Source organism: Mesorhizobium sp. ES1-6 (genome assembly GCF_020164775.1).
GTDB lineage: Bacteria > Pseudomonadota > Alphaproteobacteria > Rhizobiales > Rhizobiaceae > Mesorhizobium.
This window is the reverse complement of sequence record NZ_JAIUGU010000003.1, coordinates 110,627-137,279: the sequence shown is the minus strand read 5'-3', so window position 1 is coordinate 137,279 and position 26,653 is coordinate 110,627. Positions and strand designations below refer to the sequence as shown.

Annotated in this window: 26 protein-coding genes, 1 tRNA gene and 1 pseudogene; 15 read left to right on the top strand and 13 right to left on the bottom strand. The window is 64.7% G+C overall.

The features are described from left to right. Window positions 1-9: 9 nt before the first annotated feature. The 4 genes from LB564_RS09370 to LB564_RS09355 are packed head-to-tail and all read left to right on the top strand — an operon-like array spanning window position 10 to window position 4,187. Window positions 10-873 carry an ABC transporter permease gene (locus LB564_RS09370; protein WP_224536992.1) on the top strand — a complete coding sequence of 288 codons (864 nt, stop codon included), beginning with the start codon at window positions 10-12 and terminating at the stop codon, window positions 871-873. After that, window positions 873-1,670 carry an ABC transporter permease gene (locus LB564_RS09365; protein WP_224536990.1) on the top strand — a complete coding sequence of 266 codons (798 nt, stop codon included), beginning with the start codon at window positions 873-875 and terminating at the stop codon, window positions 1,668-1,670. Before LB564_RS09370 ends, LB564_RS09365 begins: the two co-directional genes overlap by 1 nt. After that, window positions 1,667-2,779: an ABC transporter ATP-binding protein gene (locus LB564_RS09360; RefSeq protein ID WP_224536988.1), complete on the top strand. Its 1,113-nt coding sequence runs from the start codon at window positions 1,667-1,669 to the stop codon at window positions 2,777-2,779. Before LB564_RS09365 ends, LB564_RS09360 begins: the two co-directional genes overlap by 4 nt. Window positions 2,780-2,801: 22 nt before the next feature. After that, the gene (locus tag LB564_RS09355; RefSeq protein ID WP_224536985.1) at window positions 2,802-4,187 is read left to right on the top strand and encodes an NAD(P)/FAD-dependent oxidoreductase; all 1,386 of its coding nucleotides are present in this window, start codon (window positions 2,802-2,804) and stop codon (window positions 4,185-4,187) included. Between the two features lie 58 nt (window positions 4,188-4,245). Here LB564_RS09355 and LB564_RS09350 read toward each other — a convergent pair whose 3' ends face one another. Continuing rightward, window positions 4,246-5,055 (bottom strand): DUF1223 domain-containing protein, encoded by an 810-nt coding sequence (locus LB564_RS09350; protein WP_140703741.1) that lies wholly within the window; start codon window positions 5,053-5,055, stop codon window positions 4,246-4,248. 179 nt (window positions 5,056-5,234) lie between these two features. On the opposite strand from LB564_RS09350, the pseudogene LB564_RS09345 reads away from it, so the two are divergent. Beyond that, window positions 5,235-5,907 (top strand): annotated as a pseudogene (locus LB564_RS09345) (ceramidase domain-containing protein). Between the two features lie 71 nt (window positions 5,908-5,978). On the opposite strand, the gene acnA reads toward LB564_RS09345, so the two are convergent. Next, window positions 5,979-8,669 carry an aconitate hydratase AcnA gene (gene acnA, locus LB564_RS09340; RefSeq protein ID WP_224536982.1) on the bottom strand — a complete coding sequence of 897 codons (2,691 nt, stop codon included), beginning with the start codon at window positions 8,667-8,669 and terminating at the stop codon, window positions 5,979-5,981. Between the two features lie 281 nt (window positions 8,670-8,950). Here acnA and ccmA point away from each other — a divergent pair, with 281 nt between their 5' ends. The 4 genes from ccmA to LB564_RS09320 all read left to right on the top strand — a co-directional run bounded on the left by ccmA (window position 8,951) and on the right by LB564_RS09320 (window position 11,299). Further along, complete coding sequence (gene ccmA / locus LB564_RS09335; protein ID WP_224536979.1) at window positions 8,951-9,556, top strand: heme ABC exporter ATP-binding protein CcmA; 606 nt, start codon at window positions 8,951-8,953, stop codon at window positions 9,554-9,556. Between the two features lie 193 nt (window positions 9,557-9,749). Next, entirely contained in the window at window positions 9,750-10,415 is a 666-nt protein-coding gene (ccmB, locus tag LB564_RS09330) for a heme exporter protein CcmB (RefSeq protein ID WP_224536977.1), read from the top strand. Between the two features lie 132 nt (window positions 10,416-10,547). Then, window positions 10,548-10,721, top strand: a complete 174-nt coding sequence (gene ccmD / locus LB564_RS09325) for a heme exporter protein CcmD (protein WP_140703732.1) — start codon at window positions 10,548-10,550, stop codon at window positions 10,719-10,721. After that, window positions 10,718-11,299: a DsbE family thiol:disulfide interchange protein gene (locus LB564_RS09320; protein ID WP_224536975.1), complete on the top strand. Its 582-nt coding sequence runs from the start codon at window positions 10,718-10,720 to the stop codon at window positions 11,297-11,299. The genes ccmD and LB564_RS09320 overlap by 4 nt, the downstream gene beginning before the upstream one ends. Before the next feature lie 71 nt (window positions 11,300-11,370). On the opposite strand, the gene LB564_RS09315 is transcribed toward LB564_RS09320, so the two are convergent. After that, window positions 11,371-11,793 carry a metallopeptidase family protein gene (locus LB564_RS09315; protein WP_140703729.1) on the bottom strand — a complete coding sequence of 141 codons (423 nt, stop codon included), beginning with the start codon at window positions 11,791-11,793 and terminating at the stop codon, window positions 11,371-11,373. A 177-nt stretch (window positions 11,794-11,970) separates the two neighbouring features. Between LB564_RS09315 and LB564_RS09310 the strand changes: the two genes are divergently transcribed. Genes LB564_RS09310 through LB564_RS09300 form a run of 3 tightly spaced genes read left to right on the top strand, consistent with a single transcriptional unit; the run spans window position 11,971 to window position 17,769 of the window. After that, window positions 11,971-13,002, top strand: coding sequence for an ImuA family protein (locus LB564_RS09310; RefSeq protein WP_224536972.1), 1,032 nt, complete (start codon window positions 11,971-11,973; stop codon window positions 13,000-13,002). After that, on the top strand, window positions 12,941-14,419 hold the full coding sequence (locus LB564_RS09305) for a DUF6504 family protein (protein ID WP_224536970.1): 1,479 nt from the start codon (window positions 12,941-12,943) through the stop codon (window positions 14,417-14,419). The genes LB564_RS09310 and LB564_RS09305 overlap by 62 nt, the downstream gene beginning before the upstream one ends. Then, on the top strand, window positions 14,416-17,769 hold the full coding sequence (locus LB564_RS09300) for an error-prone DNA polymerase (protein WP_224536968.1): 3,354 nt from the start codon (window positions 14,416-14,418) through the stop codon (window positions 17,767-17,769). The genes LB564_RS09305 and LB564_RS09300 overlap by 4 nt, the downstream gene beginning before the upstream one ends. A 50-nt stretch (window positions 17,770-17,819) precedes the next feature. Here LB564_RS09300 and LB564_RS09295 read toward each other — a convergent pair whose 3' ends face one another. The 4 genes from LB564_RS09295 to LB564_RS09280 all read right to left on the bottom strand — a co-directional run bounded on the left by LB564_RS09295 (window position 17,820) and on the right by LB564_RS09280 (window position 20,465). After that, entirely contained in the window at window positions 17,820-18,059 is a 240-nt protein-coding gene (locus tag LB564_RS09295; RefSeq protein WP_224536966.1) for a Trm112 family protein, read from the bottom strand. A 35-nt stretch (window positions 18,060-18,094) separates the two neighbouring features. After that, a complete protein-coding gene (locus LB564_RS09290) occupies window positions 18,095-18,766 on the bottom strand; it encodes an LON peptidase substrate-binding domain-containing protein (protein ID WP_140703722.1) in 672 nt (223 codons plus the stop codon). A 112-nt stretch (window positions 18,767-18,878) separates the two neighbouring features. Continuing rightward, window positions 18,879-19,883 carry a thioredoxin gene (gene trxA / locus LB564_RS09285; RefSeq protein ID WP_224536963.1) on the bottom strand — a complete coding sequence of 335 codons (1,005 nt, stop codon included), beginning with the start codon at window positions 19,881-19,883 and terminating at the stop codon, window positions 18,879-18,881. Between the two features lie 84 nt (window positions 19,884-19,967). Then, window positions 19,968-20,465: a prolyl-tRNA synthetase associated domain-containing protein gene (locus LB564_RS09280; RefSeq protein WP_224536960.1), complete on the bottom strand. Its 498-nt coding sequence runs from the start codon at window positions 20,463-20,465 to the stop codon at window positions 19,968-19,970. 317 nt (window positions 20,466-20,782) lie between these two features. Here LB564_RS09280 and LB564_RS09275 point away from each other — a divergent pair. After that, window positions 20,783-20,857: transfer RNA gene (locus tag LB564_RS09275), tRNA-Gly, on the top strand. Window positions 20,858-21,044: 187 nt separating this feature from the next. Then, window positions 21,045-21,608 carry a type 1 glutamine amidotransferase domain-containing protein gene (locus LB564_RS09270; protein ID WP_224537793.1) on the top strand — a complete coding sequence of 188 codons (564 nt, stop codon included), beginning with the start codon at window positions 21,045-21,047 and terminating at the stop codon, window positions 21,606-21,608. A 27-nt stretch (window positions 21,609-21,635) separates the two neighbouring features. On the opposite strand, the gene LB564_RS09265 is transcribed toward LB564_RS09270, so the two are convergent. After that, window positions 21,636-22,442 (bottom strand): SapC family protein, encoded by an 807-nt coding sequence (locus LB564_RS09265; protein ID WP_224536957.1) that lies wholly within the window; start codon window positions 22,440-22,442, stop codon window positions 21,636-21,638. A gap of 331 nt (window positions 22,443-22,773) precedes the next feature. On the opposite strand from LB564_RS09265, the gene LB564_RS09260 reads away from it, so the two are divergent. After that, window positions 22,774-23,049, top strand: a complete 276-nt coding sequence (locus LB564_RS09260; RefSeq protein ID WP_224536955.1) for a DUF6916 family protein — start codon at window positions 22,774-22,776, stop codon at window positions 23,047-23,049. Between the two features lie 103 nt (window positions 23,050-23,152). Here the strand turns inward: LB564_RS09260 and LB564_RS09255 are convergent, their stop codons facing one another. Genes LB564_RS09255 through LB564_RS09235 form a run of 5 tightly spaced genes read right to left on the bottom strand, consistent with a single transcriptional unit; the run spans window position 23,153 to window position 26,601 of the window. Beyond that, the gene (locus tag LB564_RS09255; RefSeq protein ID WP_224536951.1) at window positions 23,153-23,710 is read right to left on the bottom strand and encodes a GNAT family N-acetyltransferase; all 558 of its coding nucleotides are present in this window, start codon (window positions 23,708-23,710) and stop codon (window positions 23,153-23,155) included. An 18-nt stretch (window positions 23,711-23,728) separates the two neighbouring features. Next, window positions 23,729-25,003 (bottom strand): hypothetical protein, encoded by a 1,275-nt coding sequence (locus tag LB564_RS09250; protein WP_224536949.1) that lies wholly within the window; start codon window positions 25,001-25,003, stop codon window positions 23,729-23,731. 29 nt (window positions 25,004-25,032) lie between these two features. Further along, a complete protein-coding gene (locus LB564_RS09245; protein ID WP_224536946.1) occupies window positions 25,033-25,560 on the bottom strand; it encodes a phage tail protein in 528 nt (175 codons plus the stop codon). Between the two features lie 12 nt (window positions 25,561-25,572). After that, on the bottom strand, window positions 25,573-26,076 hold the full coding sequence (locus LB564_RS09240) for a phage tail protein (RefSeq protein ID WP_224536944.1): 504 nt from the start codon (window positions 26,074-26,076) through the stop codon (window positions 25,573-25,575). A 12-nt stretch (window positions 26,077-26,088) separates the two neighbouring features. Then, complete coding sequence (locus LB564_RS09235) at window positions 26,089-26,601, bottom strand: phage tail protein (RefSeq protein ID WP_224537791.1); 513 nt, start codon at window positions 26,599-26,601, stop codon at window positions 26,089-26,091. Window positions 26,602-26,653: the final 52 nt, after the last annotated feature.

Below are 26,653 nucleotides of genomic sequence, written 5' to 3'. Positions count from 1 at the left end.
ACAGACGCCGTGAGCGCGTCCGAGCCAACCATTCCGGCCGCCGAAAGACGCCGGGCATGGCGGCCGTTCGCGCTCGCGTTGCCGGCGCTGGTCCTGCTTCTGGCGGTGATCGGCTATCCGCTGCTCACCATCGTCGTGCGCAGCCTGTCGGAGCCGCAGTGGGGTCTGCAGAACTATGTCTGGTTCTTCAGTGTGCCGATCAACCTTATTGTGCTCCAGCGGACCTTCGTCATCTCGGCCTGGGTCACGCTGGTCTGCGTGGTTTGCGCCTATCCCTACGCCTATCTGATGACCGCGGTCGGACCGCGCGTGCGGTTGCTGCTGCTGCTATGCGTCCTGATCCCGTTTTGGGTGAGCGGCGTGGTGCGCACCCTGTCCTGGGTGATATTGCTGCAGGACTCCGGGGTGATCAACTCGGTCCTGCGCTCGCTCGGCTTCGGTGGCGTCAGGCTGATCCGCACCCAGACGGGCGTGGTCATCGGCATGGCGCAGGTGCTTTTGCCGTTCATGATCCTGCCGCTATATTCGGTCATGAAAGGCATCGATCTCAGGCTGGTGCAAGCCGCGCGCAGCCTCGGGGCGAGGCCGTCACGCGCCTTCCTCACCGTGTATCTGCCGCTGTCGCTGCCTGGCGTCTATGCCGGCGCGGTCATCGTCTTCATCCTGGCGCTCGGTTTCTACATCACGCCAGCCCTGCTCGGCGGACCGCGCTCGACGATGCTGTCGACGCTGGTGCAGACGCAGGTGCTCAGCCTGCTGCAATGGGGCAGGGGCGGCGCCATGGGCGTCGTGCTGCTGGTCACGACCTTCGTGCTCCTTGCGCTCGCCGCTCCGGTGATGCGCTCCAGGCACCGGCAAGCGGGGCGGTCCTGATGGAGATGAAGCCGCTCACGCGCATCATGCTGGGCCTTGTCTGCCTGCTGGTGGCCATATGGTTGGTGGCGCCGACGCTGGTCGTGGTGCCGATGTCGTTCAACGAGAACAAATCGCTGGCGTTTCCGCCGCAGGGCTTCTCCTGGCAATGGTACGAAAACTTCGTCACCAATCCGGACTGGTCGAACAGCTTCCTCAATTCACTGAAAGTCGCATCGATCGTCGCGGTTCTGGCAACCGTGCTCGGCACCCTTGCCGCGTTCGGCCTCGACCGCATGCAGGCGCGGCCGGCAAACCTCCTGCGCATGCTGATGCTGACGCCGATGGTGGTGCCGGGCGTGGTGCTGGCCATCGGCATCTACGCCGTCTATCTCGACACACGGCTTGTCGGCACGCTGCTCGGCTTCGTGCTTGCCCACACCATCCTGGCACTGCCCTTCGTGCTGATCGCCGTCTCGGCCAATCTCGAAGTTTTCGACAAGCGGCTGGAGACTGCCGCCGCGAGCCTGGGCGCGAATGCGCTCACCACGTTCCGCACGGTGACGCTGCCGCTGATCGCGCCCGGCGTCATGTCAGGCTTGCTGTTCGCCTTCGCCACCTCCTTCGATGAGATCGTCGTGTCGCTGTTCATCACCAACCCGTATCTCAAGACGCTGCCGGTGCAGATCTTCGCTTCGATCACACGCGACGCCGACCCGACGGTCGCGGCCGTCGGCACGATCCTGTTATGCGCAACGACACTCCTGATCGGCGGCGGCATGCTGCTTCTTGGTCGTGAGCGGAAGGGAGCCTCATGAATCCGAAGGCGCAAAATCGCGGTGCGGCGATCGACCTGGAGCAGGTCAGCAAGGCCTATGGCGCCTTCAAGGCGCTCGACGGCGTGTCGCTGCGCATCGAGCCGGGTGAATTCATGACGCTGCTCGGCCCCAGCGGCTCGGGCAAGACGACGACGCTGAACGTGATCGCCGGGTTTACCGACGTGACCAGCGGCAAGCTGCTGGTCGGGGAGAAGAGCGTTGTCGGCGTGCCGGCGCACAAGCGCAACATCGGCGTGGTGTTCCAGCACTATGCATTGTTCCCGCACATGACGGTCGACCGCAACGTCGCCTATCCACTGAGGCTGCGCGGCGTCACCGGGGCAGAGCGCGAACGTCGCGTCCGCCACGCGCTCGACATGGTCAAGATGGCGGATTTCGGCCACCGCTACCCCAGCGAGCTTTCGGGCGGCCAGCAGCAGCGAGTGGCGCTCGCCCGCGCCATCGTCTTCGATCCGCCGCTGCTTCTGATGGACGAACCGCTCGGCGCGCTCGACAAGAAACTGCGTGAATGGCTGCAACTCGAAATCAAGCGCATCCACCGCGAACTCGGCACCACCTTCGTCTATGTGACGCACGACCAGGAAGAGGCGCTGGTGCTGTCGGACCGCATCGCCGTGTTCAACCGGGGCCGCATCGAACAGATCGGCACCGGCCGCGAGTTGTATGACGAACCGGCGACGCTGTTCGTCGGCAAGTTCGTTGGCGATTCCACCGTGCTGCGCGGACCAGCCGCCACTTCCGGTGGGGAGACGGCGATCGAGATATCGGGCCAGAAAGTGGCGACAGCCAAGCGGCTCGCCAATGGCGGCAAGCCGGTGATGCTGCTGCGGCCCGAAAAGCTGGCGTTGGCCCGCCCCGGCGCCGGCAACGATGGCCGCAATCGGCTCACGGGGCGTATCGGCGAAGCCATCTATCTTGGCTCGGGCTCCAAATACGAGGTCGATCTGGCCGACGGGTCGAAGGCGATCGTGCGCTCGACGCTCGAGGCGCAGTCCTTCGCCATCGGCGACGAGGTCGATTTGCTGTTCGCCGGCAGCGACGTGAAGCTGCTCGCCGACGACGACAAGGCCGACCTGACGCTCACCTGATTTCGGAACGGATCTCAAAAAAATGCAAGCCAAGCACAATGGCGACGTGTCGTTCTGGTATGCCGATATCGGCGGCGTCCCGGCCTATCGCCCGTCCTTGCCCGGCGACATCGAGGCCGATGTCTGCATCGTCGGCGCCGGCTATACCGGCCTGTGGACCGCCTACTATCTGAAAAAGGCGCAGCCTTTGCTGCGCATCGCCATCGTCGAGAAGGAGTTCGCCGGCTTCGGCGCCTCGGGCCGCAATGGCGGCTGGCTGTCGGGCGGCTTCAGCTGGTCGCGCGAGAAATACGCGAAGACATCGTCGCGCGGCGCCGTGATCGACATGCAGCGCGCCATGTTCGGCACGGTCGACGAAGTGATCGCGGTGACGCAAGCCGAGGGCATCGACGCCGATATCCGCCGTGTCGACAACGTCACCGTCGCCACCAACGCCGCGCAATTGCAGCGCGCCAGGGCCGAGTATGAGGAACTGCTGGCATGGGAGATGCCGCCGGAACGGCTCGCCCTTCTTGACGCGCGTGAGGCGCGCGAGCGCATCGCCATCGACAAGGTGCTGGGCGGTTTTGTGGTGCGCAACGTCGCGCGCGTGCAGCCGGCCAAGCTCGTCCAGGGTCTGGCCGCGGCAGTGGTGCGATCAGGGGTGCCGATCTACGAGCAGACGCAGGTGCTGGCGATCGAGAAAGGCAAGGTCACGACGTCAAGAGGCATCGTGCGGGCGCAAAAGATCGTGCGCGCCACCGAGGGGTTCACGGCGGGCATTCCCGGCTATGAGCGTCTCTGGCTGCCGCTGAACAGCGCCATCGTGGTGACGGAGAAGCTGCCGCGGGAACTCTGGGACAAGATCGGCTGGAACGGCTACGAGGTGCTGGGCGATGCCGCCCACACCTATTGCTACGCGCAGCGCACGCGCGAAGGCCGCATCGCCATGGGCGGCCGTGGCGTGCCCTACCGCTTCGGCTCGCGCACCGATGTGCGGGGCCAGACCCAGCAGGCGACCATCGACCAGCTGCACGAGGTGCTGACCAGGCTGTTGCCGCAGACCAAGGGCGTGCGCCTCGACCATGCCTGGTGCGGGACCCTTGGCGTGCCACGCGACTGGTGCACCACGTCGGGCTTTGACCGCGAGACCGGCATCGGCTGGGCCGGCGGCTATGTCGGGCTCGGCGTCTCGAGTTCCAACCTGTCGGGCCGCACCTTGCGCGACCTCGTGCTCGGACATGACACCGAGCTGACACGGCTGCCCTGGGTCAACCGCACGGTGAAAAAATGGGAGCCGGAGCCGCTGCGCTGGCTCGGCGTGCACACCATGTACCAGCTCTATCGCATCGCCGACCGTCGTGAAGCAAACGGCTTGGGCCGGACCTCACGTCTTGCGGCCCTTGCCGATCGCCTGACCGGACATTGAAATCATTCGTGCCAGAATGCGTAAGGGCTTCCGTCTGGAATGCCCCGAACCCGTGACGTTACAGTTTTCGATCGAGGGAGGTCTCGGGCTTGTGGATGAAAGCCGCACCCAGGATGGGTCCTGGAAGGCCATCCTTGCCGACCGACTGCAGGAGCACGGCAGAGCCGCCCTTCTTGGTGATCTCGCTCAGCGGCAATTCGAAGCGCTGCGCCTTGCCGTGCCACATGCCAGCGGTCTGGATACCGGTGACCGCGTTCCAATAGGTCATCTTGCGGCCGGAGTTCTCGCCCTCGGCGATCTTGACCGTCTGCGGCGCGTCGAAATAGACGATGACGACATGGGCGTCGTTCGGACCGGTGCCGGCATCACCGGTGTCGATGATCACGCGGTCGCCGGTGCGGCTGACCTTCACGGGAACACGCATGCCTTCGCCGGCACGGGCCATGCGGGCAAGCGCGCCGTCGACCTCGCCGCGATTGGCGCCGTTGACATGCATGCGGCCGTTCAGGACCGCTTGCGGCGTATAGACGGAGCGGCTGCTGAAGTAGCGCATATAGTCATATTGCCGCTCGGTGTTTTCCTTGTGGCTCAGCGTGTCCTTCCAGCCGAGATAATCCCAGTAATCGACGTGATAGGCGAGCGCGACAAGGTCCTGCCTGGTGGCGAGTTCGGCGAAGAACGCGTCCGCCGGCGGGCAGGAGCTGCAGCCCTGGCTGGTGAACAGTTCGACCACGCCGAGCGGCTTGTCCTGCTGGGGCTTGTCTGCCTGGGTTCGTTCGGCCTCGCCCGCATGGCCGGCGCCGGCAAGCGCCGAGAGAGCCAGCGCGAAGGCTGCCAGCCACAGTGATCTTCGCGAAGCCATGACCATTCCAATTCCCGCCGGTGACGCCGGCTTTGTTCTGCTTTGCCGAAATATGTGGCAGAACGGGAAGTCAACGGGAAGTCACGTTGCGGTGAAATTTTCCGTTGCAACCGTGAGGTAAGGCCGCAATAGGAGAAGCCACTGCATTTCAAGGCGTGGTTCGATTCAGCGGCGGCATCATCCCCATGTGGCAGGTTCTCCTCACTTCCCGTCGATCTCTATTGCGAGCGAACCGGCCCTGGACTTTGGTCCGAGCCGGTCAATGCTTTGACGAACCTTGCCTTCATCGCCGCAGGACTGTGGGGCGTGCGGGAGGTACGGCGCTGCAAGACCGGCACCTTCGCCGAGATTCTGGCCTGGTGGGTGGTGGCGATCGGCATTGGCTCGACCATCTTCCATACCTTTGCCACGAGAGGCACGGTCTGGGTCGACGTGCTGCCGATCGCGGGTTTCACGCTGGCCTATACGCTGTTCAACCTGCGTCGCTTCCTCGGCCTGGATTGGGGCAAGGCAATCGTTGTTTTCATCGTCTTCTATGTCGTTGCCGGGGCGATCACCTTTGCAGTGCCGGACTGGCTGCACCAGGCATCGAACGGCACGACGGGTTATCTCCCGCCATTCCTGGCGCTGGCCTTCTTCGGTGTCTGGGTGACGGTCAGCGGCAACCGGGCCGGCTGGTACAATCTGACGGGGTCGGCGATCTTCGTCGTCTCCGTCATCTGCCGCATGATCGACCCGCTGGTCTGCGCCAGCTTTCCGCTCGGCACGCACTTCCTGTGGCACGTGCTGAACGGGCTGATGCTGGGGGTGCTTTTGGCGGCCGTGGCGCGGTTTGGAGCGCCGAAGGTAAGTGAGTAGTGAGTAGTGAGTAGTGAGTAGTGAGTAGTGAGTAGGTTCTTCCCTACGTCCTACTCACTACTCACTATTTTCTACGCAGCCAGATCGCGCAGCACGTATTGCAAGATGCCGCCGTTCTTGAAGTAGTCGAGCTCATCCAGCGTATCGATGCGGCAGATGATCGGCACGTTCTTCACCGTGCCGTCGCCATAGGTGATCTTGGCGGTCATCGTCTGGCGTGGCTTGATCGCGTCCAGCCCGTCGATCTCGACCAGCTCGTCGCCCTTGAGATTGAGGGAAGCCCATGAAGTGCCTTCCTCGAAGACGAAGGGGATGACGCCCATGCCGACCAGGTTCGAGCGGTGGATGCGCTCGAAGGACTGGGCGATGACGGCGCGGACACCCAAGAGGTTGGTGCCCTTGGCCGCCCAGTCGCGCGACGAGCCGTTGCCGTATTCGACGCCGGCGAAGATGACCAGCGGCACGCCTTCCTTCTTGTATTCCATCGCCGCGTCGTAGATCGATTCCTCTTCCTTGGTGGGATAGTGGATCGTGTAGCCGCCTTCGCGGCCATTCTCGCCCAGCATGTGGTTGCGGATGCGGATATTGGCGAAGGTGCCGCGCATCATCACCTCATGGTTGCCGCGCCGCGTGCCGTACTGGTTGAAGTCGGCAACGCCGACGCCATGGTCGGTGAGGTATTTGCCGGCCGGCGACGCCGCCTTGATCGAACCGGCCGGCGAGATGTGATCGGTGGTGATCTTGTCGCCGAACAGGCCGAGCACGCGCGCGCCCTTGATGTCGCCGATCTTGCCGAAGCCCGTGGTCATGCCGGCGAAGTAGGGCGGGTTCTGCACATAGGTCGAATTGTTGTCCCAGGCATAGGTCTGGCCTTCCGGCGCCTTGACGTTCTGCCAGTACTCGTCGCCCTTGAAGACGTCGGCATATTTGCGGGCGAACAGCTCGCGAGTGACGTTCTTCTCGATGAACTCCTGGATCTCGGCCGAGCTCGGCCAGATATCCCTGAGATAGACCGGATTGCCGTTCTTGTCGTCGCCGAGCGGCTCCGTGGTGAGGTCCTTGGTAACCGTGCCGGCCAGCGCGTGCGCGACGACCAGCGGCGGCGACGCCAGATAGTTGGCCTGCACATCGGGCGAGACGCGGCCTTCGAAGTTGCGGTTGCCGGAGAGCACCGCGGCGGCGATCAAACCCTTGTCGTTGATGGTCTTGGAGATCGGCGCCGGCAGCGGGCCGGAATTGCCGATGCAGGTGGTGCAGCCGAAGCCGACCAGGTTGAAGCCGATCTGGTCGAGTTCCTTCTGCAGGCCCGACTTCTCCAGATATTCGGCCACCACCTGGCTGCCGGGGGCCAGCGAGGTTTTCACCCACGGCTTCTGCTTCAAACCGAGGCGGTTGGCGTTGCGGGCAAGCAGCCCGGCGCCGATCAGCACCGATGGATTCGAGGTGTTGGTGCACGAGGTGATGGCGGCGATGACGACGTCGCCATGGCCGAGATCATGGTCGGTGCCTTCGACGGCGTAGCGCTTGGAGATTTCCGCGGCCTTCTTGTACTCGGTATCCATCGCCTTGGCGAAGCCAGCCGGAATGCCTTCGAGCGCGACACGGCCTTCCGGACGCTTGGGGCCGGCCATCGACGGCACGACGCTGTCGAGTTCCAGTTCGAGCAGGGCGGTGAAGACCGGGTCGGCGGAACCGGCCTCGCGCCACATGCCTTGCGCCTTGGCATAGGCTTCGACCAGGGCGATACGGCTTTCCTCGCGGCCCGACATTGTGAGGTAGCGAATGGTTTCCGAATCGACCGGGAAGAAGCCGCAGGTGGCGCCGTATTCGGGCGCCATGTTGCCGATGGTGGCGCGGTCGGCCAGCGTCATGTTGGAGAGGCCAGGGCCGAAGAACTCGACGAACTTGCCGACGACGCCCTTCTTGCGCAGCATCTGGGTGACGGTGAGCACAAGGTCGGTGGCGGTGACGCCCTCCTTGAGCTTGCCGGTGAGGCGGAAGCCGATAACTTCGGGCAGCAGCATGGAGACCGGCTGGCCGAGCATGGCCGCCTCGGCCTCGATGCCGCCGACGCCCCAGCCGAGCACGCCAAGGCCGTTGATCATGGTGGTGTGCGAATCGGTGCCGACGCAGGTGTCGGGATAGGCCGTCGTTTCGCCGTCCTCGGTGTTGGTCCACACCACCTGGCCGAGATATTCGAGGTTGACCTGGTGGCAGATGCCTGTGCCGGGCGGCACGACGCGGAAGTTGCGGAACGCCTGCTGGCCCCATTTCAGGAACTTGTAGCGCTCTTCGTTGCGCTCATATTCGAGCTCGACATTGCGGGCGAAGGCCATCGGCGTGCCGAACTCGTCAACGATGACGGAATGGTCGATGACGAGGTCGACCGGCACCAGCGGGTTGATCTTCTGCGGGTCGCCGCCGAGCGAAGCCATGGCGTCGCGCATCGCGGCAAGGTCGACCACGGCCGGGACGCCGGTGAAATCCTGCATCAGGACGCGGGCCGGGCGATAGGCGATCTCGACGCCGGCGGTGCCCTTGTCGGTCAGCCAGCCGGCCACCGCCTGGATGCTCTCCTTGGTGACAGAGCGGCCATCCTCGTTGCGCAGCAGGTTTTCCAGCAGCACCTTCATCGAATAAGGCAGCTGGGCAATGCCGGTGAGGCCGTTCTTCTCGGCCTCGACGAGGTCGAAATAGACATACTCGGCGTCGCCCGCTTTCAGCGTGCGGCGGCAATTGAAACTGTCGAGGGATTTTGACACGTGCGATCCTTGTCTGTTCAGCCTGAAAGGGAACGGACGCCGATGGCATGCAATCACGCGCAAAGGTGCGGGTACGGCCATTTCCGCTGTCCGCTCCCAAGCAACCCGAGCCGTTCAAGGCGGCGCGTGCGCTGGTTCGGCGCTAATTCTGTTCCCGTGCCGACCGCTGGCACGGATGACCCGCATATAGAGAATTTTCTGGAATAGTTCTAGACAGTTGCAAAGCAAATTTGTGCGATGCGGCAGCGACCGTGCCGCTTCGTTCGAGGGACAGGCAAGGGATGCGGCTGATCGCCGAAAATCTGGGCGGCGAGCGCGGCGGCGAGCCGGTGTTTTCCGGCATCGGGTTTGCGTTGGAGGCCGGGCAGGCGCTGGTCGTGACCGGGCCGAACGGTTCGGGCAAATCGACCTTGCTCAGGGTGGTCGCCGGCCTGTTGCCGAAGATGCAAGGCCGGCTGCTGCTCGAGGGCGGCGGCGACGAATTTCCCTCGATCGCCTCTGCCTGCCACTATCTCGGCCACCAGAACGCAATGAAGACGGCGCTGAGCGTGGCGGAGAATTTGCGCTTCTGGCGGGCGTTTCAAGGCGAAGGCCGGCTCGATGTCGAGGAGGCGCTGGAAACGGTCGGACTGGGCGGCATCGGCCATCTGCCGTTCGGCTATCTCTCGACCGGGCAAAGGCGCCGCGCGGCGATCGCCAAGCTCCTGGTCAGCCATAGGCCGCTGTGGCTGCTGGATGAGCCGACGGCAGGTCTGGACAAGGCTTCGGAGGGGCGGTTCGCGGGGTTGATGCGCGGGTATTGCGCGGAAGGCGGAATGATCGTGGCGGCGACGCACCTGCCGCTGGGATTGGAGGGGACAGAGTTGAGAATGGGGGAAACGGGTTGATGACAGTGCGAGGCGCCCCCCTCTGCCCTGCCGGGCATCTCCCCCTCAAGGGGGGAGATTGGCAGCTTCAACGTTACGCCAATCTTTCACCTGTTGTGATTGGCGAAAGCCGAGATGACATCCAATCTCCCCCCTTGCGGGGGAGATGGCCGGCAGGCCAGAGGGGGGGGCCTGGGCGCAGGCATCTCAAATCATGCTAAGCCTCTTCGCCCGCGACATCCGCCTCAATATCCGCGCCGGCGGCGGCGCGCTGACCGGGGTCATCTTCTTCCTCGCCGTCATCGCCACCATTCCGTTCGGCGTCGGCCCGGACCTCAAGCTGCTTGCCCGCATCGGTCCGGCGATCCTGTGGATCGGCGCGCTGCTTGCCTGCCTGCTCGGGCTCGACCGGCTGTTCCAGGCCGACCGCGAGGATGGCTCGCTCGACCTCTTGGTGCTCGGCCACGACCGCCACATGCTGGCGCTGACGGTGCTGGTGAAATGCGTCGCGCATTGGGCGGGCAGCGTCCTGCCGCTGGTGATCGCCGCTCCCCTGCTCGGCCTGTTCATGAATATGGAACCGCTCGCCATCGGCGCCACGGCGTTGACGCTTCTGGTCGGCACGCCGGCCATCACCTTCATCGGCGCCGTGGGCGCGGCGGTGGCGGTGGCGCTGCCGCGTGGCGGTCTCCTGATCTCGGTGCTGGTGCTGCCGCTGACCATCCCGGTGCTGATCTTCGGCGTCTCGGCGAGCTATGGCGCGACGGCCAATCCCGATCCGTTCCTGCAGCCTTTCCTCATTCTTGCCGCGCTGACCATGTTTCTTGGCGTGCTGGGGCCGACCGCGGCGGCGCTGGCGCTGCGCCATGGGACGGATTGAGGCGGCCACGAGCGGCGGAGGCTGCGGCGCGGCGGCCGATTGCGCGGCCCGTGGCGCGAGGTTAAGGGAAGGCATGAGCGAGCGCAGCGAACGGATCGGGTTGGCGGGCGGCAGGCCAGGAAGGCGGCCGGCATGAGCCCGCACGCACTCTACGTCACCGCCGCCTATGCCATCACGGCAATCGTGCTGGCCGGACTGATCGGCTGGATTCTCATCGACCAGCGGGCACGCAAGCGCGAACTCGCCGAGCTCGAGGCGGCCGGCGTGCGCCGCCGTTCCGACAAGACCAAGGCGGGAAAACCGTGAGCAGCGAAATCGAAACGCCGACGCCGGCCCGTCGCCGCCTGTTCGTGTTCTTGCCGCTGCTGGTCTTCCTCGGCCTGGCCGGACTGTTCCTGTCGCAGCTCTTGTCGGGACGCGATGTCTCGGAAGTGCCCTCGGCGCTCATCGGCCTGCCGGCGCCACGGACGAGCCTGCCGGCGCTGGAGGGGTCGAACCTGCCCGGACTCGACTCGAACGCTTTCGCCGGCAAGGTCACGCTGGTCAATGTCTTTGCGTCGTGGTGCGCGCCATGCCGGGAAGAGCACCCGGTGCTTCTGGGGCTGGCGCAGGACAAGCGGTTCACGATGGCGGCGCTGAATTACAAGGACCGGCCGGAAAATGCCCGCCGGTTCCTCGGCGATCTCGGCAATCCGTTCCAGGCGATCGGCGTCGACGAAGCCGGCCGCACGGCGATCGACTGGGGCGTCTATGGCGTGCCGGAGACCTTCCTCATCGGCAAGGATGGCAAGATAGCCTACAAGCATGTCGGGCCGCTGACGGCGGAGTCGGCGCGGACGCTGCTGCTGCCTCGGATCGAGAAGGCATTGGCGGCGCCGGGTTAGGCGCCCCTTCTTTCGTCATTCCAAGGGGAAGCAGGGAGCGGCGTAGACCCTGAGACGACGAAAAACCGAGGCTACTCCGCAGCCTCTTCGATCTTCTCCATGTCATCGTCCGACAGGCCGAAATGGTGGCCGATCTCGTGGATCAGCACGTGGGTGACGATGTCGCCCAGCGTCTCCTCGTTTTCGGCCCAGTAATCGAGCATGGCACGGCGGTAGAGCGTGATGCGGTTCGGGCCTTCGCCGGTCTGCGGGTTCCAGCGTTCGGCAATGCCGCGCCCCTCGAACAGGCCGAGCAGGTCGAACGGCGTTTCCAGCGACAGATCGTCCATGATTTCGTCGGTCGGGAATTCGGCGATCTGGATGACGATTTCGCCGGTCAGCTGGCGAAAATCCTCCGGCAGATGGGCGTAGGCCTCCAGGGCCAGGAACTCCAACTCTTCCATCGAGGGCGCGAGTTCGCCATGCCATGTGCGGGTCTTGTAGATGCGGGCCATGCTTTGTCCTTTGATCCCGGCATATAGGCGTTCGCACCGGTCGAGGCAAATATCCCCTATACGTCGGCGTTGCACAGCGGCAGGAATAAATTCCTTATGACTCTGCTTGACTCTTCCAGGCGCCTCTGGAATCTATGTGAACATAACAGGAACAATTGTGAGTGGAAGCTGACCGTCATGGCGATATCAGCCGTGGCGCGGGAGACTGTTTTTGCCCTGCGCCGCCAGATCGCGAAAATCGAGGGAACGCTGCCCGAGCGCCTGCAGGCGCCGGCGCGGGCGACCCTTGATGCCGACGCCGACGTTGGCCCCGGCGTCGATCTGACGATCGTCCGGCGCGGTCTTGCCGCCGCCTTGCCGGATGCTTTCCTGCCCATCGGCGTCGAGCGGCTCGATGCCGCGCTCGGCGGCGGCCTGCCGAAAGCCGCCCTGACCGAAATCCATGGGCTGGAAACACGCGATGCGGGAGCCGTGGCCGGCTTCGCTTTGTCGCTCGTCAGCCTGATCCTCAACCAGGCGCAAGGGTTGCCCATCCTGTGGATCGGGACATCGGAAATTTTCCACGAGGCCGGCTTTCCCTACGCCAGGGGGCTGCATGCCACCTTCGGCATCGAGCCCGGGCAATTGCTGTTTTCCGAGGCGCCAAGGCTCGTCGATGCACTGTGGGTCGCCGAGGAGGCGGCCCGCATGACCGCGCTTGCCGCCGTCATCCTGGAAATCCGCGGCAATCCGCAGCGGCTGGACCTGACCGCGACACGCCGCCTGCATGCGCGGGCGCAAGGCGCCGGCCGGCCGGTGGTCCTGCTGCGGCAGGCGGCCGGGCCGGAACCGACGGCGGCGCCTGTCCGTCTGATCGCCGCGTCGGCGCCGGCCGTGCCGCGCGAAACGATCGCTGGGCCGCTCGCCGGTTCGATCGGCCGCCCCGCCTTCACCATCAGCATCGGCAAGAGCCGCACGGCCCTGCCTGGACAATTCACACTGGAGTGGAACCCCGATGAACGCGGATTCGAAGAAAGAGGGGACAAGGAAAGACGGGCAGAGAATCCTGTCCCTGTGGTTTCCCTATCTGGCGGCCGAAAGGATCCTGCGGCAGCGGCTGGGGAAATCCTGGCGTTCCCGGCCGTCGGATCACCCATCTCACCCACCGTTGGTAATCAGCCACCGCCAGGGCAACGCGCAACGCATCTCGGCCCTCGACGAGCGGGCTGAGGCGCTGCACCTGAAGCGCGACATGGGGATTGCCGATGCGCGCGCCATGCATCCCTCGATCGACATCGTCGAGGCCGATCCGGAGGCCGACCGGCGCCTGCTCGAGGGCCTTGCCGACTGGTGCGACCGCTACACGCCGCTGGTGGCGCTGGATGGCATTGACGGCCTGTTCCTCGACGTCACCGGCTGCACTCATCTGTTCGGCGGCGAACGTGCCATGCTGGACGAAATCCTGTCGCGCTTCCTCCAGCAGGGTTTCGACGTTCGCGCCGGGCTTGCCGGCACCCCCGGAGCCGCCTGGGCGGCGGCCCGCTTTTGTGGCGCCCGCATCGTCGCATCGGGCGAGGAGGAAGCCTTGCTCGCCCCCTTGCCGCTGGCCGCCCTTCGCATAGCACAGGAAATCCGTACCAGCCTGGAAAGTGTCGGGCTGCGCACGGCGGGCGCCGTCATGGCCGCACCGCGCGCGCCGCTCGTCCGCCGCTTCGGCGCTTTGCTGCTCCAGCGCCTCGACCAGGCGCTTGGCCGTCTCGACGAGGCGATCTCCCCACGTCTTCCCGTCGCGCCGCTTTCGGTCGAACGGCACCTCGCCGAGCCCGTCACGCTGACGGAGGAGATCGAACGGCTGGTCGGCATGCTGGCGACGACCTTGAAAACCGATCTCGAACGCCGCGGCGAAGGCGCAAGGAGCCTGGCGCTGTTGCTCTTTCGCGTCGACGGCGCCGTCAGCCGCATCGCGCTCGGCACCTCGCGGCCCATGCGCGAACCCTTGCTGATCAAGAAATTGTTCCATGAGCGGCTGGCGGCATTGGAGCAGCAAATCGATGCCGGCTATGGCTTCGACCTGGTGCGCCTCTCGGTGCTGGCCGTCGCCGCTTTCGATGCGCAGCAGACCGATCTGACCGGTGAAGCGGCCGATGACGGCGCCGACATCGCTCTGTTCGCCGACCGCATCCGCGCCCGCCTCGGCGAGGGCGCGATCCTGCAGCCGGTCCCCGTGGAAAGCCATCTGCCCGAACGCGCCGTCGCCATCGTCCCCTTCGCCGAGGCGCCGCGCCGGACCACGCCGCCGAAGAAGCCGGACAGGATGCAGGCGCCGATGACCATTTTTCCGCCGGAACGGCCGATCCGGCTGTTCCGCGCGCCCGAGCCCATCGAGGTGCCGGTCACCGGAATGCCGGAGGGACCGCCGCTGCATTTTCGTTGGCGCCGCGCGCTGTACCGCGTTACCCGCGCCGAAGGGCCCGAACGCATCGCCGCCGAATGGTGGCGCGAGGCGCCAGGCGATCCGGCGGCATCGACACGCGACTATTTCCGCATCGAGGATGGCGATGGCCGCCGCTACTGGCTCTACCGGCAAGGCCTTTACGGCAACCCGCAAGTACCGCCACGCTGGTTCATGCACGGGGTCTTCGCATGAACGCGCTGACCGTCATCCCCTATGCCGAGTTCGGCATCCAGTCGAATTTCTCCTTCCTGCGCGGCGCCTCCAAGCCGGAGGAGCTGGTGGTCGCCGCCAAGCTCCTGGGCTTCTCCGCGATCGGGCTCGCCGACCGCAACAGCGTGGCCGGCGTGGTGCGCGCCTGGCAGCAGGCCAAGGTCGAAAAGCTTGCCTACCACCCCGGCTGCCGGCTGGTTTTTGGCGACGGCACGCCGGACATTCTTGCCTATCCCAGGGACCGCGCCGGCTGGGGGCATCTGTGCCGCATGCTCACCCAGGCCAATCTGCGCGACGAGACCGAGAAGGGCGCCACCTTGCTCCGGCGCGACGACCTGCTCGAATGGGGGGACCGGATGGCGCTGGCGGTCCTGCCCGATCTGGCGCAGGGCGCGCAGGACAGTCTTGCCCTGCTGCGCCAGCTCAAGGACCGCTTCGGCAGCGCCCTGCGGGTTGCCGTCTCGCCCTGTTATGCCGGCCATGACCGTTTCCGGATCGAGCAGGCGGCGGCGTTGGCCGAAAGCACCGGCATTGCGCTGATGGCGACCAACGATGTGCTCTACCACACCGCCGAACGCCGCCCCTTGCAGGATGTGCTGACCGCGATCCGCCTCAATGTTCCGGTCGCTGAGGTGGGGCTGGAGCTGACCGCCAATGCCGAACGCCATCTGAAGCCGCCGCTGGAAATGGCGCGCCTGTTCCGCAGGCATCCGCGGGCGCTGGCGGAAACGCTGCGTTTTGCTGAAGGACTGAGCTTCTCGCTCAGCGACCTCCAATACAATTATCCGGACGAGCCGACGGAATCGGGCCTCGGGCCGCAGGCCGAATTGGAAAGATTGGCTCGGGAGGGAGCGCTCAACCGCTATCCGGGGGGTGTGCCCGCCTCCGTGATTAGCCGCATCGAGGAGGAACTCGCCCTGATCGAGCGCCTCAACTATGCCCGCTACTTCCTGACCGTATATGACATCGTCAAGTTTGCTCGCAGCAAGAATATTCTCTGCCAAGGCCGTGGGTCGGCCGCCAATTCGGTGGTCTGCTTCTGCATCGGCATCACTGAAATCGGGCCGGAAAAAATTAACTCGCTTTTCGAGCGCTTCATCTCCGAGGAGAGAAACGAACCGCCTGACATCGACGTCGACTTCGAGCATGAGCGACGTGAGGAGGTGATGCAGTACATCTACGAGAAATACAGCGGCAAGCGCACCGCGCTCGCCGCCGCCGTCATCAGCTATCGCGGCCGCTCGGCGCTGCGCGAGGTGTCGAAGGCGATGGGCCTGTCGGAAGATGTCAGGGCGTCGCTCTCCGGCTCGATCTGGGGCTGGTCGACCTCGGAACTCGGCGAGAAGGAAGCCCGGGCCGGCGGCCTCGATCGCAGCGATCCGGTGTCGCGGCATGTAATGGAGCGCGCCAACGAGATCATGGGTTTTCCCCGTCACCTGTCCCAGCATGTCGGTGGCTTCGTCATCACCAGGGACCGGCTCGACGAGATCGTGCCCATCGTCAAGACGGCGATGGATGAGCGCAAGATGGTGGAATGGGACAAGGACGATCTCGACTCGGTGAAAATCCTGAAAGTAGATATTCTGGCGCTCGGCATGCTGACCTGCCTGCAACGCGCCTTCACCTTGCTCACGGACCATTATCCGAAGGCGCGTGACCCGTATGGACGGCCTTATGTGCTGGCCACCCTGCCGGAAGAGGACAAGCAAGTCTACAAGATGATCTGCAGGGCCGATACGCTTGGCGTCTTCCAGATCGAATCGCGCGCCCAGATGTCGATGCTTCCGCGCCTCAGGCCAGAAGAGTTTTATGACCTTGTCATCGAGGTGGCGATCGTCCGGCCAGGTCCCATTCAGGGCGACATGGTCCACCCCTACCTGCGCAGACGGCAGAAGAAGGAGAAACCAGAATATCCCAAGCCGGAGCTGGAAAAGATTCTCGGCAAGACGCTTGGCGTGCCGTTGTTCCAGGAGCAGGCGATGAATATCGCCATCGTTGCCGGAGGGTTCAAACCGGGCGAGGCTGACGAACTGCGACGTGCCATGGCCACCTTCAAGCGCACCGGGACTATCGGCAATTATCGAGAGCGTATGATCAAAGGCATGGTCGGAAATGGGTACACGAAGGACTTCGCCGAGCGCTGCTTCAAGCAGATCGAGGGGTTCGGCGAATATGGCTTTCCCGAAAGCCATGCCGCGTCCTTCGCGCTGCTGGTCTATGCCTCCTGCTGGTTCAAGACCTTCTATCCCGACGTCTTCTGCGCCGCGATCCTGAACTCGCAGCCGATGGGGTTTTATCAGCCGGCGCAGCTGGTGCGCGATGCGCGCGACCATGGCGTCGACATCCGCGCGGTCGACGTCAATTTCTCCGTTTGGGACTGCACGCTCGAAAAAGCGCCTTTCGATCCTGGCCGCATCCTGCCGCGCCATGCCGAGATGCGCGGCGTCATCGAGACAAATCATGCGCTGCGGCTCGGCTTCCGCCAGATCAAGGGCCTGTCGAAGGAGCGCATGGCGGCTTTCGTCGCGCGGCGCGGTTCAGGCTTCGAAACCGTCCGGGACGTCTGGCTGCGCTCCGGCCTCGATGTCGACGAGATCGAGAAGCTGGCGCAGGCCGACGCCTTCCGGTCCATCGGCCTCGATCGCCGCGCGGCACTCTGGGAAGTCCGCGCGCTGGGCGCCAGGAGTGCCGCCGAGAAGCTGCCTTTGTTCGACCAGCCGGCGCTGCGCCTGCGCGAGCTGGAGCCCGAAACGAAGCTGCCGAAAATGCCGCTCGGCGAGCATGTCATCCACGACTACCGCTCGCTCGGCCTGTCGCTGAAGGCGCATCCGGTGGCCTTCCTGCGCGAGCGGCTCGACCGCGCCGGCGTCATCCCCAATGCCAGCCTGCCCTCCGTGCGCGACGGCAGGCGGGTCTCCGTTGCCGGTCTGGTGCTGGTGCGCCAGCGCCCCGGCAAGGGCAATGCGATCTTTCTCACGCTGGAAGACGACAAGGCCGTCGCCAATGTCATCTTCTGGGAGCGGACCTTCACCCGCTTCCGGCCCATCGTCATGGGCGCGCGCTTCGTCAAGGTCAGCGGCAAACTGCAGTCGGAATCCGGTGTGGTGCATATCGTCGCCGAGAAGATCGAGGATCTGACGCCATGGCTGACCGTGCTGCTGGAAAAGGTCAGTGCGGGCGCACCGCCGGCCGCCGATCCGTCGGACCCTGCCGCCAAGGCGAACGATCCGGATCGTTCCAGCCAGCCCGCACTGCGGAAAGTCGGACAGGATCTCGCCATGTTGTCGGAAGAAGCGGAAAAGGTCATGCCGAAGGGGCGCAATTTTCAGTAGGCGAGGGACTGGCCCTTCCCATCAAACGCTGGCGGGACAGCGCCCCCCCTTCAGCCTGGCCCGCCCGGCTTCGGCGGCGATAGCACATCCTCGGCCGAGATGGTCCGCGCCTCCGAGGGCAGCATGATCGGGATGCCGTCGCGCACGGGATAGGCGAGCTTGGCGACCCGCGAGACAAGCTCGCCGCGCTGGGGATCCCAGGCCAGCGGTCCCTTGGTCAGCGGACAGGCCAGCAATTCCAGGAGCTTCGGGTCGACACTGGTTTTCTTGCCGTCACGCCCATCCGCCATCGCATGCCCCTTCCAGCTCCAGGCCTGCCTTCATCCTACTGCAGGCTTGAGCCAAAATCCTCATTCTCGCGCGCCAGCGTCATCTCGGTGATGGCGATCAGCGTCTCGGCCCGCGTTTTCAGGTCCGCTGCTTCGAGCAGCGCCTGCTTCTCGGCCGGCCCGTAGGGCGCCATCATCGACAGCGCGTTGACCAGCATGGCGTTTTCGGCCCGGCTGACGCTTTCCCAGTCGGCTTCCAGGTCATTGGCCTGCAGATAGGCGCGGAATGCCCTGAGCAGCGCCGGCCGGTCGATTTCCTCGGCCGCCTGATCCTCGTCGAGATCGGTCAGGAATGGCGCCGGTTTGCACTGGCGAAACGGCGTCTTGGCCGGCAGCTCGTGGGCGATGCGGAAACGGCACACGCCTTGCAGCGAAATCAGATAGCGTCCGTCGCCGGTTTCGGAAAAGGCGATGATGCGGCCGATACAGCCGACATTGCAAAGTTCAGGCTCGCCATCCTCGCGTAAGGCCCCATCGAGAGCGGGCTGGATGATGCCGATCAGGCGCGAGCCGGCGACCGCCTGGTCCAGCATCTGCAGGTAGCGCGGCTCGAAGATGTTGAGCGGCATGCGGCCACCCGGCAGCAGCAGCGCGCCCTCGAGCGGAAAGATCGGGATCGCCGACGGCAGATCCTTGGCGAGCCGGTAATGCGCGTTTCCCGCTTGCACCTCATTCCTCCGATCGCTTCCGCCGGGAAGCGTCAATCCCGCGTCGCCCTGTCCTATCTGGCGCACAGGCTTGGCGACACAAGCCCATGCGACAAAACAACCGGCAGCCGGCTCAGGAAAACAGCAGCGACGACAGTTTCCGCCGCGCGGCGAGCGTCGCCTCGTCGGTCATGCCCCACGCCTCGAAGAACTGCAGCAATTGCGTCTTGGCGCCATCCTCGTTCCAGGCGCGGTCGGCCTTGATGATCGACAGCAGATTGTCTGCGGCCGCCGTACGCTCGCCCCTGGCGTTCTGGATCATGGCCAGATCGAAGCGCGCCCGGTGATCGCCAGGGTTTTCGGCCAGGCGCCGTTCGAATTCGGCCGGGTTGCCGAGTTCGGCGGCTTGCGCGGCAAGCGCCATCTTAGCGCGCAGCGCGGCGAGAACAGGCGCGTCCTTCTTGGCCTCCGGGGCCGTGGCCAACAGCGCCTCGGCGCCTTCCGTGTCGCCGGCCTCGAACAGCAGCTCGCCCAGCCCGGCAATCGCCTCGACCGTTTCCGGCGCCTGCGCCAGGACGGCGTCATAAATGTCGGCAGCGCCCTGCATGTCGCCGGCGTCGCGGGCTTCGGTCGCCGCCGCCAGCGCCTCGGCCACGGCCTGGGCGCCATTGCCCTTGCCGCCGACCTTGGTGATGAATTCGTTGATCTGGCTCTCCGGGATGGCGCCCATGAAGCCGTCGACCGGCTGGCCGTCTTTGAAGGCGATGACGGCCGGTATGGACTGGATGCCGAGCTGGCCGGCGATCGAGGGATGGTCGTCGATGTTCATCTTGACCAGCTTGACCTTGCCGCCGGCGGCCTTGACCGCCTTTTCCAGCTGCGGGGTGAGTTGCTTGCACGGCCCGCACCACGGCGCCCAGAAATCGACCAGCACCGGTTGGCGGCGCGATTCCTGGATGACGTCGGCGGCGAAGGCAGCGGTCGTCGTGTCTTTGATGACCTCGCCGACGGGGCCCGCGGGCGCTTCGCCAAGCACGGCCTTCGCAGGGGCCGGCGCCGTTCCGCCATATTGGACCGTGGTGGCATACTGGCCGCCATTGTTCCCGAATGATCCGCCAAACGGATTGTTGTCGCTCATCTCGTCACCCTTTCGGTCGCGCCCGCCGGCCCGCGGCTCCGCGCAATGTCGTATTGGAAATCGGCTTCGCCATCCATGTGGCGATCAAGCCGAGACTTTCAAGATAGCAGCATCGTGCCCGGTTGCCTCGACGAATCTGATGAGGTCGGCCGCCGCGATCGACGTCGTCGCCTCATTGGTCAGCGGATGCGCGTTGATGACCGAATGCTCCATCAGATCCTTGTCGAGCACCAGCCTGACCCGGTTTTCCCTGTCGTTGATGACGCCGAAGACGGTGACCGCGCCCGGCGTGACCCCCAGAAGCTCCAGCAGCATCTCCGGCTTGCCGAAGGAGACCCGGCTGGCGGCGCCGATCAGCTGGTGGATCTGCTTGAGATCGACAACCGCGTCCTCGCCGACGGTGACCAGGAAGAAATTGTCTTTCTTGTCCTTCAGGAACAGGTTTTTCGTGTGCCCGCCGGCGATTTCGCCGCGCAACGCCTGCGAATCGGCGACCGTATAGAGCGGCGGATGGCGTATCGTCGAAACGGCGATGCCCAGTTCGGCGAGAAAGGCGAAAAGCTCGGCTTCGGTCTTCGGCATTGATTTTCTTCCCGGGCTTGGTGTGAGGCCATGCCGTTTATCGCATTGCCCGGAGAATCGGAATCGTTTTTGCGCAAGTCCGAAGCGCTGAGCCGCGAAAGCCGGCGATTCCCACGCACGCCGCGCCGACACGCGCGCCGCAATGCCGTGGCAGCCCACGCCATCGCCTGGCGGAAGGCGCAAAATCCGGCCGGCGCCTTGTCCGCACGGGCTAGCCGGCTTCATTGCGCCGGGTTGCAAAAAGCCTGCTATTCCCTGTTGCAATCGCCGCGCTCTTCAGCCATATAGGCCCGGCTTGCGGCCAAGACGCCGTGTGAGCGGGTGTAGCTCAGGGGTAGAGCACAACCTTGCCAAGGTTGGGGTCGAGCGTTCGAATCGCTTCACCCGCTCCAGTTTCCTCCAGGGAAATCAAGCATCGAAAAGCCGCGGTCCGCCGCGGCTTTTTCGCGTTGGGGGGCGGACGCTGGTCTCGTCGCCACGGCCGAGGCCCCAGGATTCCCGGAAGTCACATAAAATTACAGCAGGAACGCTTCCCGCCGGGCCTCGTTAGCCTCCATCAATCCAAAGATGGAGAAAATGATGCAGAACATTTCTGGCAAGCGCATCGCCGTTCTCGCCACCAACGGCTTTGAACAGTCCGAATTGGAAGTTCCGTTGAAAAAACTGCGCGAGGCGGGTGCGCAAGTGGATGTCGTGTCGCTCGCAAGCGGCGAGATCAGAGGCTGGGATCACAAGGATTGGGGACGGAGCGTTCCCGTCGATAAGACCCTGGATGAAGCGCGGGTGGACGACTACGACGCCATCGTTCTGCCTGGCGGCGTCATCAACCCCGACCTGCTGCGGGTCGAGCAGAAGGCATTGGACTTCGTCAAATCATTCTGGTCCGCCAAGAAGGTCGTCGGTGCGATCTGCCACGCGCCCTGGCTTCTCGTGGAGACCGGGATCGCCAATGGGCGCCGCGTCACGTCTTACAAGTCGGTCAAGACCGACGTGATCAATGCCGGCGGTCTTTGGGAAGACAGTGCCGTCGTCACCGATCAGGGGCTCGTCACCAGTCGCAACCCCGGCGATCTCGACGCGTTCTGCGACAAGCTCACCGAGGAGATCAGGGAGGGCGCCCACGACCGGCGGGCAGCGGCATAGCTCGCCTGTCGACGACGAGCCGCCTTCTCAGCTTCCCGCCCCCTCCGCCTTGCGCACCGAGGCCTGATGCACCAGCGAGGTCCAGCTGTTGGTCGAGGCGAGGTGGCAGTAGAGCAGGCTGAGCGCGCCTGATTTTCTCAGGTCGAGGAAGGCCGCGTCGCTCAATTTGTTGAAGGCGGCTTCGTCGATCACCTGGAAATCGGTGAGGTTGAGCACTTCGCCCCCTTCCAGCGTCACCTTGCTCTGGCGCGGTGCGAACAGGCCGTGGGCGTCGATCTTGTCGACCATCTCGCGGGTCGCCCTGAAGTCGATCTGGAACTGGTTGCAGAAGGCGAGCGCCTGCTTGGTTGCCTCGGTCGCTTCATTGCCGCTGAAGAAAGGCAGCACCTTGTCGTCGCGCGACGGCGCCGCGAGCTGGTCGACGACGCGCTCGCTCGCCCGGTCGACGCACAATGTCAGCCGGCCGGCCGAACCCGGGTCCTCGGCCAGGATGAAGGGGTAGCGGCGGACATAGGCCGGGATATAGTGCGGCGCGCTCCACTTGCCGTCGGCCTCAACGAACAGGTTCTCGTCCTGGCGCACGCCGGCGATGATCACGGGCGCCTTGGCGGCACCGATGAACACGATCGGATAGGAGCGCATCGCCGCCGGCATTTCCGACGCCACCACCGGAATGGCATGCGCCCGCCGGGCGAAGGAAAAGTCGCTGCGCGCGGTCAGCCCCAGCGAGCCGTGCCGGGCCGGATTGAGCGCCTCGGGCCTCGAATAGAACAACGGCAAGGCGTCGCCCCCTGTTGCCGGCGGCGTCCCTGTTTTCGCATCACCCTCAGCCATCGTCCGTCCTTTTTCTCCCGCAAGCCGGCCAGGCCGGCCATTCCGCGTCAGGCATCGTTGCCGAAACTTCCGTCTTGTCGCGCCGGGCTCGTAAACATCCCGCGCCCGAACCAAGTACTATAGTGTCGATGGCGCGCATAAAAGGACATGGACTGCTGTATTTTTGGATTTACGGTCGCGAAATGTCTTGCGCGCTGGCTCTCCAGGCGCGGCGGGCAAAAGGTGGCGAAGTGTTCGTCGGCTTGGTCCGCAGCGGACTCGGACAAAGAGCTCTGGACAGCCCGTGGCGAAGCGGCGACAGTGCCCCGCAAACGGTTTTGGGGCGAACGCAATGGCGGCGGCGGCGGATTTCGAACAGGCGATCGGACAGGCGTTCATCGTCGAGACCGGAGCGGGACGGGTCTCGCTCGAACTGAGCGCCGTCAACCGCATCGCGTCCAGCCCGCGCCCGGGCGGCGGTTTTTCCCTGTTGTTTCGGGGGCCGCCCGAGATCGCGCTGCCGCAGGCGACCTACAGCCTTGCCGGCGCCAGCGGTGTCCACGACATCTTCATCGTGCCGATTGCCGCCGACGCGGTGGGCCGGGTCTACGAAGCGGTGTTCAATTAAAGCCCGCGTCCGTGGTCGAAGGCACGGGCCTTCGACTATCCGGGGTCTGCGCCGCGTCGCTTCGCTCCTTGCTCCGCCCCAGGATGACGAAGGCAGAAAGGCTTCAGCCGATCTCAGGGTTTGCGGCGATCACCTCGCCTGCCGCCGGCGCGCACGCCATCAGGTCATAGACGCCCTTGTCCTCGACGACGGCAAAGCCGAGGTCCAGATAGAGCCGCCTCGCGGGACTGTTCTTCTCGACATGGATCGAGACATATTTGCCTGACAACCATGCCTCGTCGATGAGGTCCCGCAGCAGCGCGGTGCCATGGCCCTTGCGGCGATGCGCCGGCAAAAAAGCGATGTCGATGATGCGGTGCTGACTTGGCCAGCGCTCGATGTAGAGGCGGCCGATGTCTTCACGGGCGTGTTCGACCACCAGCCAATCGGCCTCCGGATAGTGAGCGTGGTAATGCGCGTGCTGGGCCTGGAACTGCATGTCGAGGAAGGCGGCCTTCTGTACCTCGCTCCAGCCCGTTACGGCGAGTTCTTCCATGCGGGTCGAGGCGTAGAGCCGCGACAGGAAGGCAATGTCGGCCTCGCCGGCGGCCCGGAAAGCGAGCCCGGCCCGGCGTGACCGGGACCAGGCTGCGGCGGGAGAGGTTGGGTTGATCGCTGTCACGCCGTCCGTGATCAACTGTCAGGCGGGCGGCGTCAGGTCGCGCACGACGGCGATCTGCTTGAGGTTGCCGGTTGCCAGCGCCGTCCAGCTCCACTCCCATTCGGAACTGTCCATGGCCATCTGGTTGATCACCCACAGACTATTGGTGCCATCGTTCGTGATCATCATACTGAACAAGGCGAGGCGGCCATCGGCATTGTAGTCGAGCGACAGCCGTGTGTTGGCGCCAGAGGCGCTGAAATCACGCCATCCCGACCAGTTTTGGGTGGCCGCGTCGTATTGGGCGTTGAACGCGTGGACATGCTGCTGGTCGGAGGCCACCAGCATGATGTCGCCGTCGCCCTGGATGCCGGCGCAGATCTTGTATCTGGGAACCCTGCTATAGCCGGGCGTCGCCCAGGCGGTCCAGCTGTCGGAACCGGCCGGCTGTTGCTTGGTGTGCAGCACCTGGCCTGACTGCGTCATGGCAAACAGATTGGTGGCGCCCAGCGGGCCGACGATCGGCGCCATTTCCGTGAAAGGATAGCCGGCGTCGATCTGCACCCATGGCGTCCAGTCCGCCACCGTCAGCGCCTGGGCCTTGGCCTGCTGGCAGCGATAGAGGTGAAGAGTTGAGTTGATGCCGAACAGCGCGATGCGGCCGTCCGCCTGGCGCAGCGCCGTGACCGTCACGAGCTGGCCGGTTAGTTGTATCCAGGCGCTCCAAGGTTGTGCGGGCGGCCTGAGCTCGTCAACGGTAACGACGATCGGCGTCGTCGTGCCGGGCGGCGTGATGGTTTTTTGCACCTGCACGACGACATCCGGATTCTGGTAGATCCACCAGATGCGGCCCAGATTATCGGTGAGGAAGATTTCGATTCGGCCGTCGGCGTCGTTGGCCATCGACAGCTTTTGATAGAGGGTCGCGCCGGGCGGCGCGCCGATGCCGACCGGCGGATTCCATTTGTCGACCGGGCCGACCTGGTTGGCGTCCTCGGTGATGAAGGACAGGTTGGTGGTGCCCGACGGCTGCGCGACCACCGCGACGCGGCCGTCCTTGGTCAAGCCGGCGCTCATGATCACCCACGCGCCGGCCGCGATTGGCGACCACGCGGAAGGCCACGGCCCGTTCGGCGCGGTCTGCGCCTTCTGGATCAGCCGCCCGGCCGCCGAATCGATGCCGACGACCATCAGCCGCGACAGCTCGAAGAACGGCGCACTGGCCGGCATGGTCTGTAAGGAGGGAGCGGGATCGGACGTCGCGGCCTTCTTGCCGCTGGCCGCTTTCGACTTTGGAGCTGTTGTCTTGGCCATTTGATTGGTCCTGCCCTGTTGGCTCGGTATCAGGTTCTCGGCGGGAAGACGCCTTGCAGCGCGATGCAGAAATAGCAGGTGAGATAGGGTTGCATATTGTTGTGCGCCTGGTTGCCGCCGGCGGGCGCGAGGGCGTTGGGACTCATGGGCGCCAGATTGACGTTGGTGGCCTTTTGAAACACCTGCCCGCCAACGGAGGTTGCCAGCGTGATGTTGGCGGTCAGCGTACCTTGCGTGCCATTTTCGACGGTTCCCCGCATCGCATGGTTGTGCATCGGAATCTCCGATTCCAGCAGGGACACGGTTTCCGAGCCTCCCGTCTCGCCAAGGTCATGCAGTGAAAGCCCGGGGCCTTGTCCCGGATGCATGGGCACGCTGCCCTGCAGGTCGGGCAAGGCGAAGTTGGACTTGCCGTTGCCGCCATAGGTGGTGCCGAGAAGCGAGAACAGGGCGGTGTTCTGCGACAGCGGCAGAAGCTGGCCATCGCACCAGGCCCAGCCCCTTGGCGCGAAATTGAACGGAAAGATGCGGATTTCGGCGACGAACGGATCAGCCATGACGGTGCCTCTTCAAGTCGGCGACGGGAAGATGCCGAACAGCGAAATGATGAAATTGACGCAGAGATAGGGCTGGAAATTCGTATGCGGCTGGCTGCCGCCTACCGAGGAAATGGCCGATGTCGCCATGTTGGCGTCCGCTGTTTCGGCGGCGTAGAGCTGGATCAGGGTCGAACTTGCCAGCACATTGTTCGCCGGCGAAGCTTGCGATCCATTGGCTATGTTACCCAAGAACGGATGGGAATGCGCCGGTATCTGCGGGATCGACAGCGTAATCTCCTCGGCGCCGCCGGTCTCCGCCAGGACAAAGCCATTGCCTTGATGAAGCGGGACCCGGCCGCGAAGGTCGGGCAGCGCGAATGTGCTCTGGCCGTCGCCGCCGTAAGTGGTGCCGATCAGTTGGAACAGCGTCTCGTTCTCGGAAATCGGCAGCAGCTGTCCCTCGCAGAACATCCACCCTGCCGGGGCGAAATTGCCGGCAAACATGCGGATTTCGCCAACATAGGGTTGTGCCATGATCGCGTTTCCTCAGGTCGGCGACGGGAAGATGCCCTGCAGGGCGATACAGAAGCAGAGCGTCAGGAAGGGCTGCATGTTGAGATGCGCCTGGCTGCCGCCGATGCTAGAGACGCTGCCTGAATTCAGTGCCGTCAGGCTGACGGCGGGGCCATAGATATTTCCGGGGTCTTTCGCCAGGACATTGCCGACATTGGCGAAATTCGGATTGGTAGAGTCGCCCTGCGTGGTGGATGCGTTGGCGACATGCGTATGCTGAGGTAGCTCGCTTATGGAAAGGGTGTGCGCCTGCTCCCCGCCGCGCTCGCCCAACGCATGGCCGCCACCGACATGATTTGGGATGCGCCCGCGATAGTCCGGCAGGGCGAAATTCACCCGCCCGTCGCCGCCGAAGGTCGTGCCGAGCAAGGAGAACAGCGCCTGGTTCTGGTCGATCGGCAGAAGCTGTCCGTTGCAGAGCGCCCAACCTCTCGGCACAAAACCAAAGGACATGATTCTGATTTCAGAAAGAAATGGTTCCGCCACGCCGCCCCTCCCGCCCGCACAAAGCGCGAGCCAAAGCATGTCGCGAGATACG

Bases quoted from the DNA above. Each gene is read 5' to 3' on its own strand.
- LB564_RS09365 (WP_224536990.1), top strand. From the start codon at position 873: ATGGAGATGAAGCCGCTCACGCGCATCATGCTGGGCCTTGTCTGCCTG.
- LB564_RS09360 (WP_224536988.1), top strand. From the start codon at position 1,667: ATGAATCCGAAGGCGCAAAATCGCGGTGCGGCGATCGACCTGGAGCAG.
- LB564_RS09355 (WP_224536985.1), top strand. From the start codon at position 2,802: ATGCAAGCCAAGCACAATGGCGACGTGTCGTTCTGGTATGCCGATATC.
- LB564_RS09350 (WP_140703741.1), bottom strand. From the start codon at position 5,055: ATGGTCATGGCTTCGCGAAGATCACTGTGGCTGGCAGCCTTCGCGCTG.
- ccmA (WP_224536979.1), top strand. From the start codon at position 8,951: ATGCGGCTGATCGCCGAAAATCTGGGCGGCGAGCGCGGCGGCGAGCCG.
- ccmB (WP_224536977.1), top strand. From the start codon at position 9,750: ATGCTAAGCCTCTTCGCCCGCGACATCCGCCTCAATATCCGCGCCGGC.
- ccmD (WP_140703732.1), top strand. From the start codon at position 10,548: ATGAGCCCGCACGCACTCTACGTCACCGCCGCCTATGCCATCACGGCA.
- LB564_RS09315 (WP_140703729.1), bottom strand. From the start codon at position 11,793: ATGGCCCGCATCTACAAGACCCGCACATGGCATGGCGAACTCGCGCCC.
- LB564_RS09310 (WP_224536972.1), top strand. From the start codon at position 11,971: ATGGCGATATCAGCCGTGGCGCGGGAGACTGTTTTTGCCCTGCGCCGC.
- LB564_RS09300 (WP_224536968.1), top strand. From the start codon at position 14,416: ATGAACGCGCTGACCGTCATCCCCTATGCCGAGTTCGGCATCCAGTCG.
- LB564_RS09295 (WP_224536966.1), bottom strand. From the start codon at position 18,059: ATGGCGGATGGGCGTGACGGCAAGAAAACCAGTGTCGACCCGAAGCTC.
- trxA (WP_224536963.1), bottom strand. From the start codon at position 19,883: ATGAGCGACAACAATCCGTTTGGCGGATCATTCGGGAACAATGGCGGC.
- LB564_RS09280 (WP_224536960.1), bottom strand. From the start codon at position 20,465: ATGCCGAAGACCGAAGCCGAGCTTTTCGCCTTTCTCGCCGAACTGGGC.
- LB564_RS09270 (WP_224537793.1), top strand. From the start codon at position 21,045: ATGCAGAACATTTCTGGCAAGCGCATCGCCGTTCTCGCCACCAACGGC.
- LB564_RS09265 (WP_224536957.1), bottom strand. From the start codon at position 22,442: ATGGCTGAGGGTGATGCGAAAACAGGGACGCCGCCGGCAACAGGGGGC.
- LB564_RS09260 (WP_224536955.1), top strand. From the start codon at position 22,774: ATGGCGGCGGCGGCGGATTTCGAACAGGCGATCGGACAGGCGTTCATC.
- LB564_RS09250 (WP_224536949.1), bottom strand. From the start codon at position 25,003: ATGGCCAAGACAACAGCTCCAAAGTCGAAAGCGGCCAGCGGCAAGAAG.
- LB564_RS09245 (WP_224536946.1), bottom strand. From the start codon at position 25,560: ATGGCTGATCCGTTCGTCGCCGAAATCCGCATCTTTCCGTTCAATTTC.
- LB564_RS09240 (WP_224536944.1), bottom strand. From the start codon at position 26,076: ATGGCACAACCCTATGTTGGCGAAATCCGCATGTTTGCCGGCAATTTC.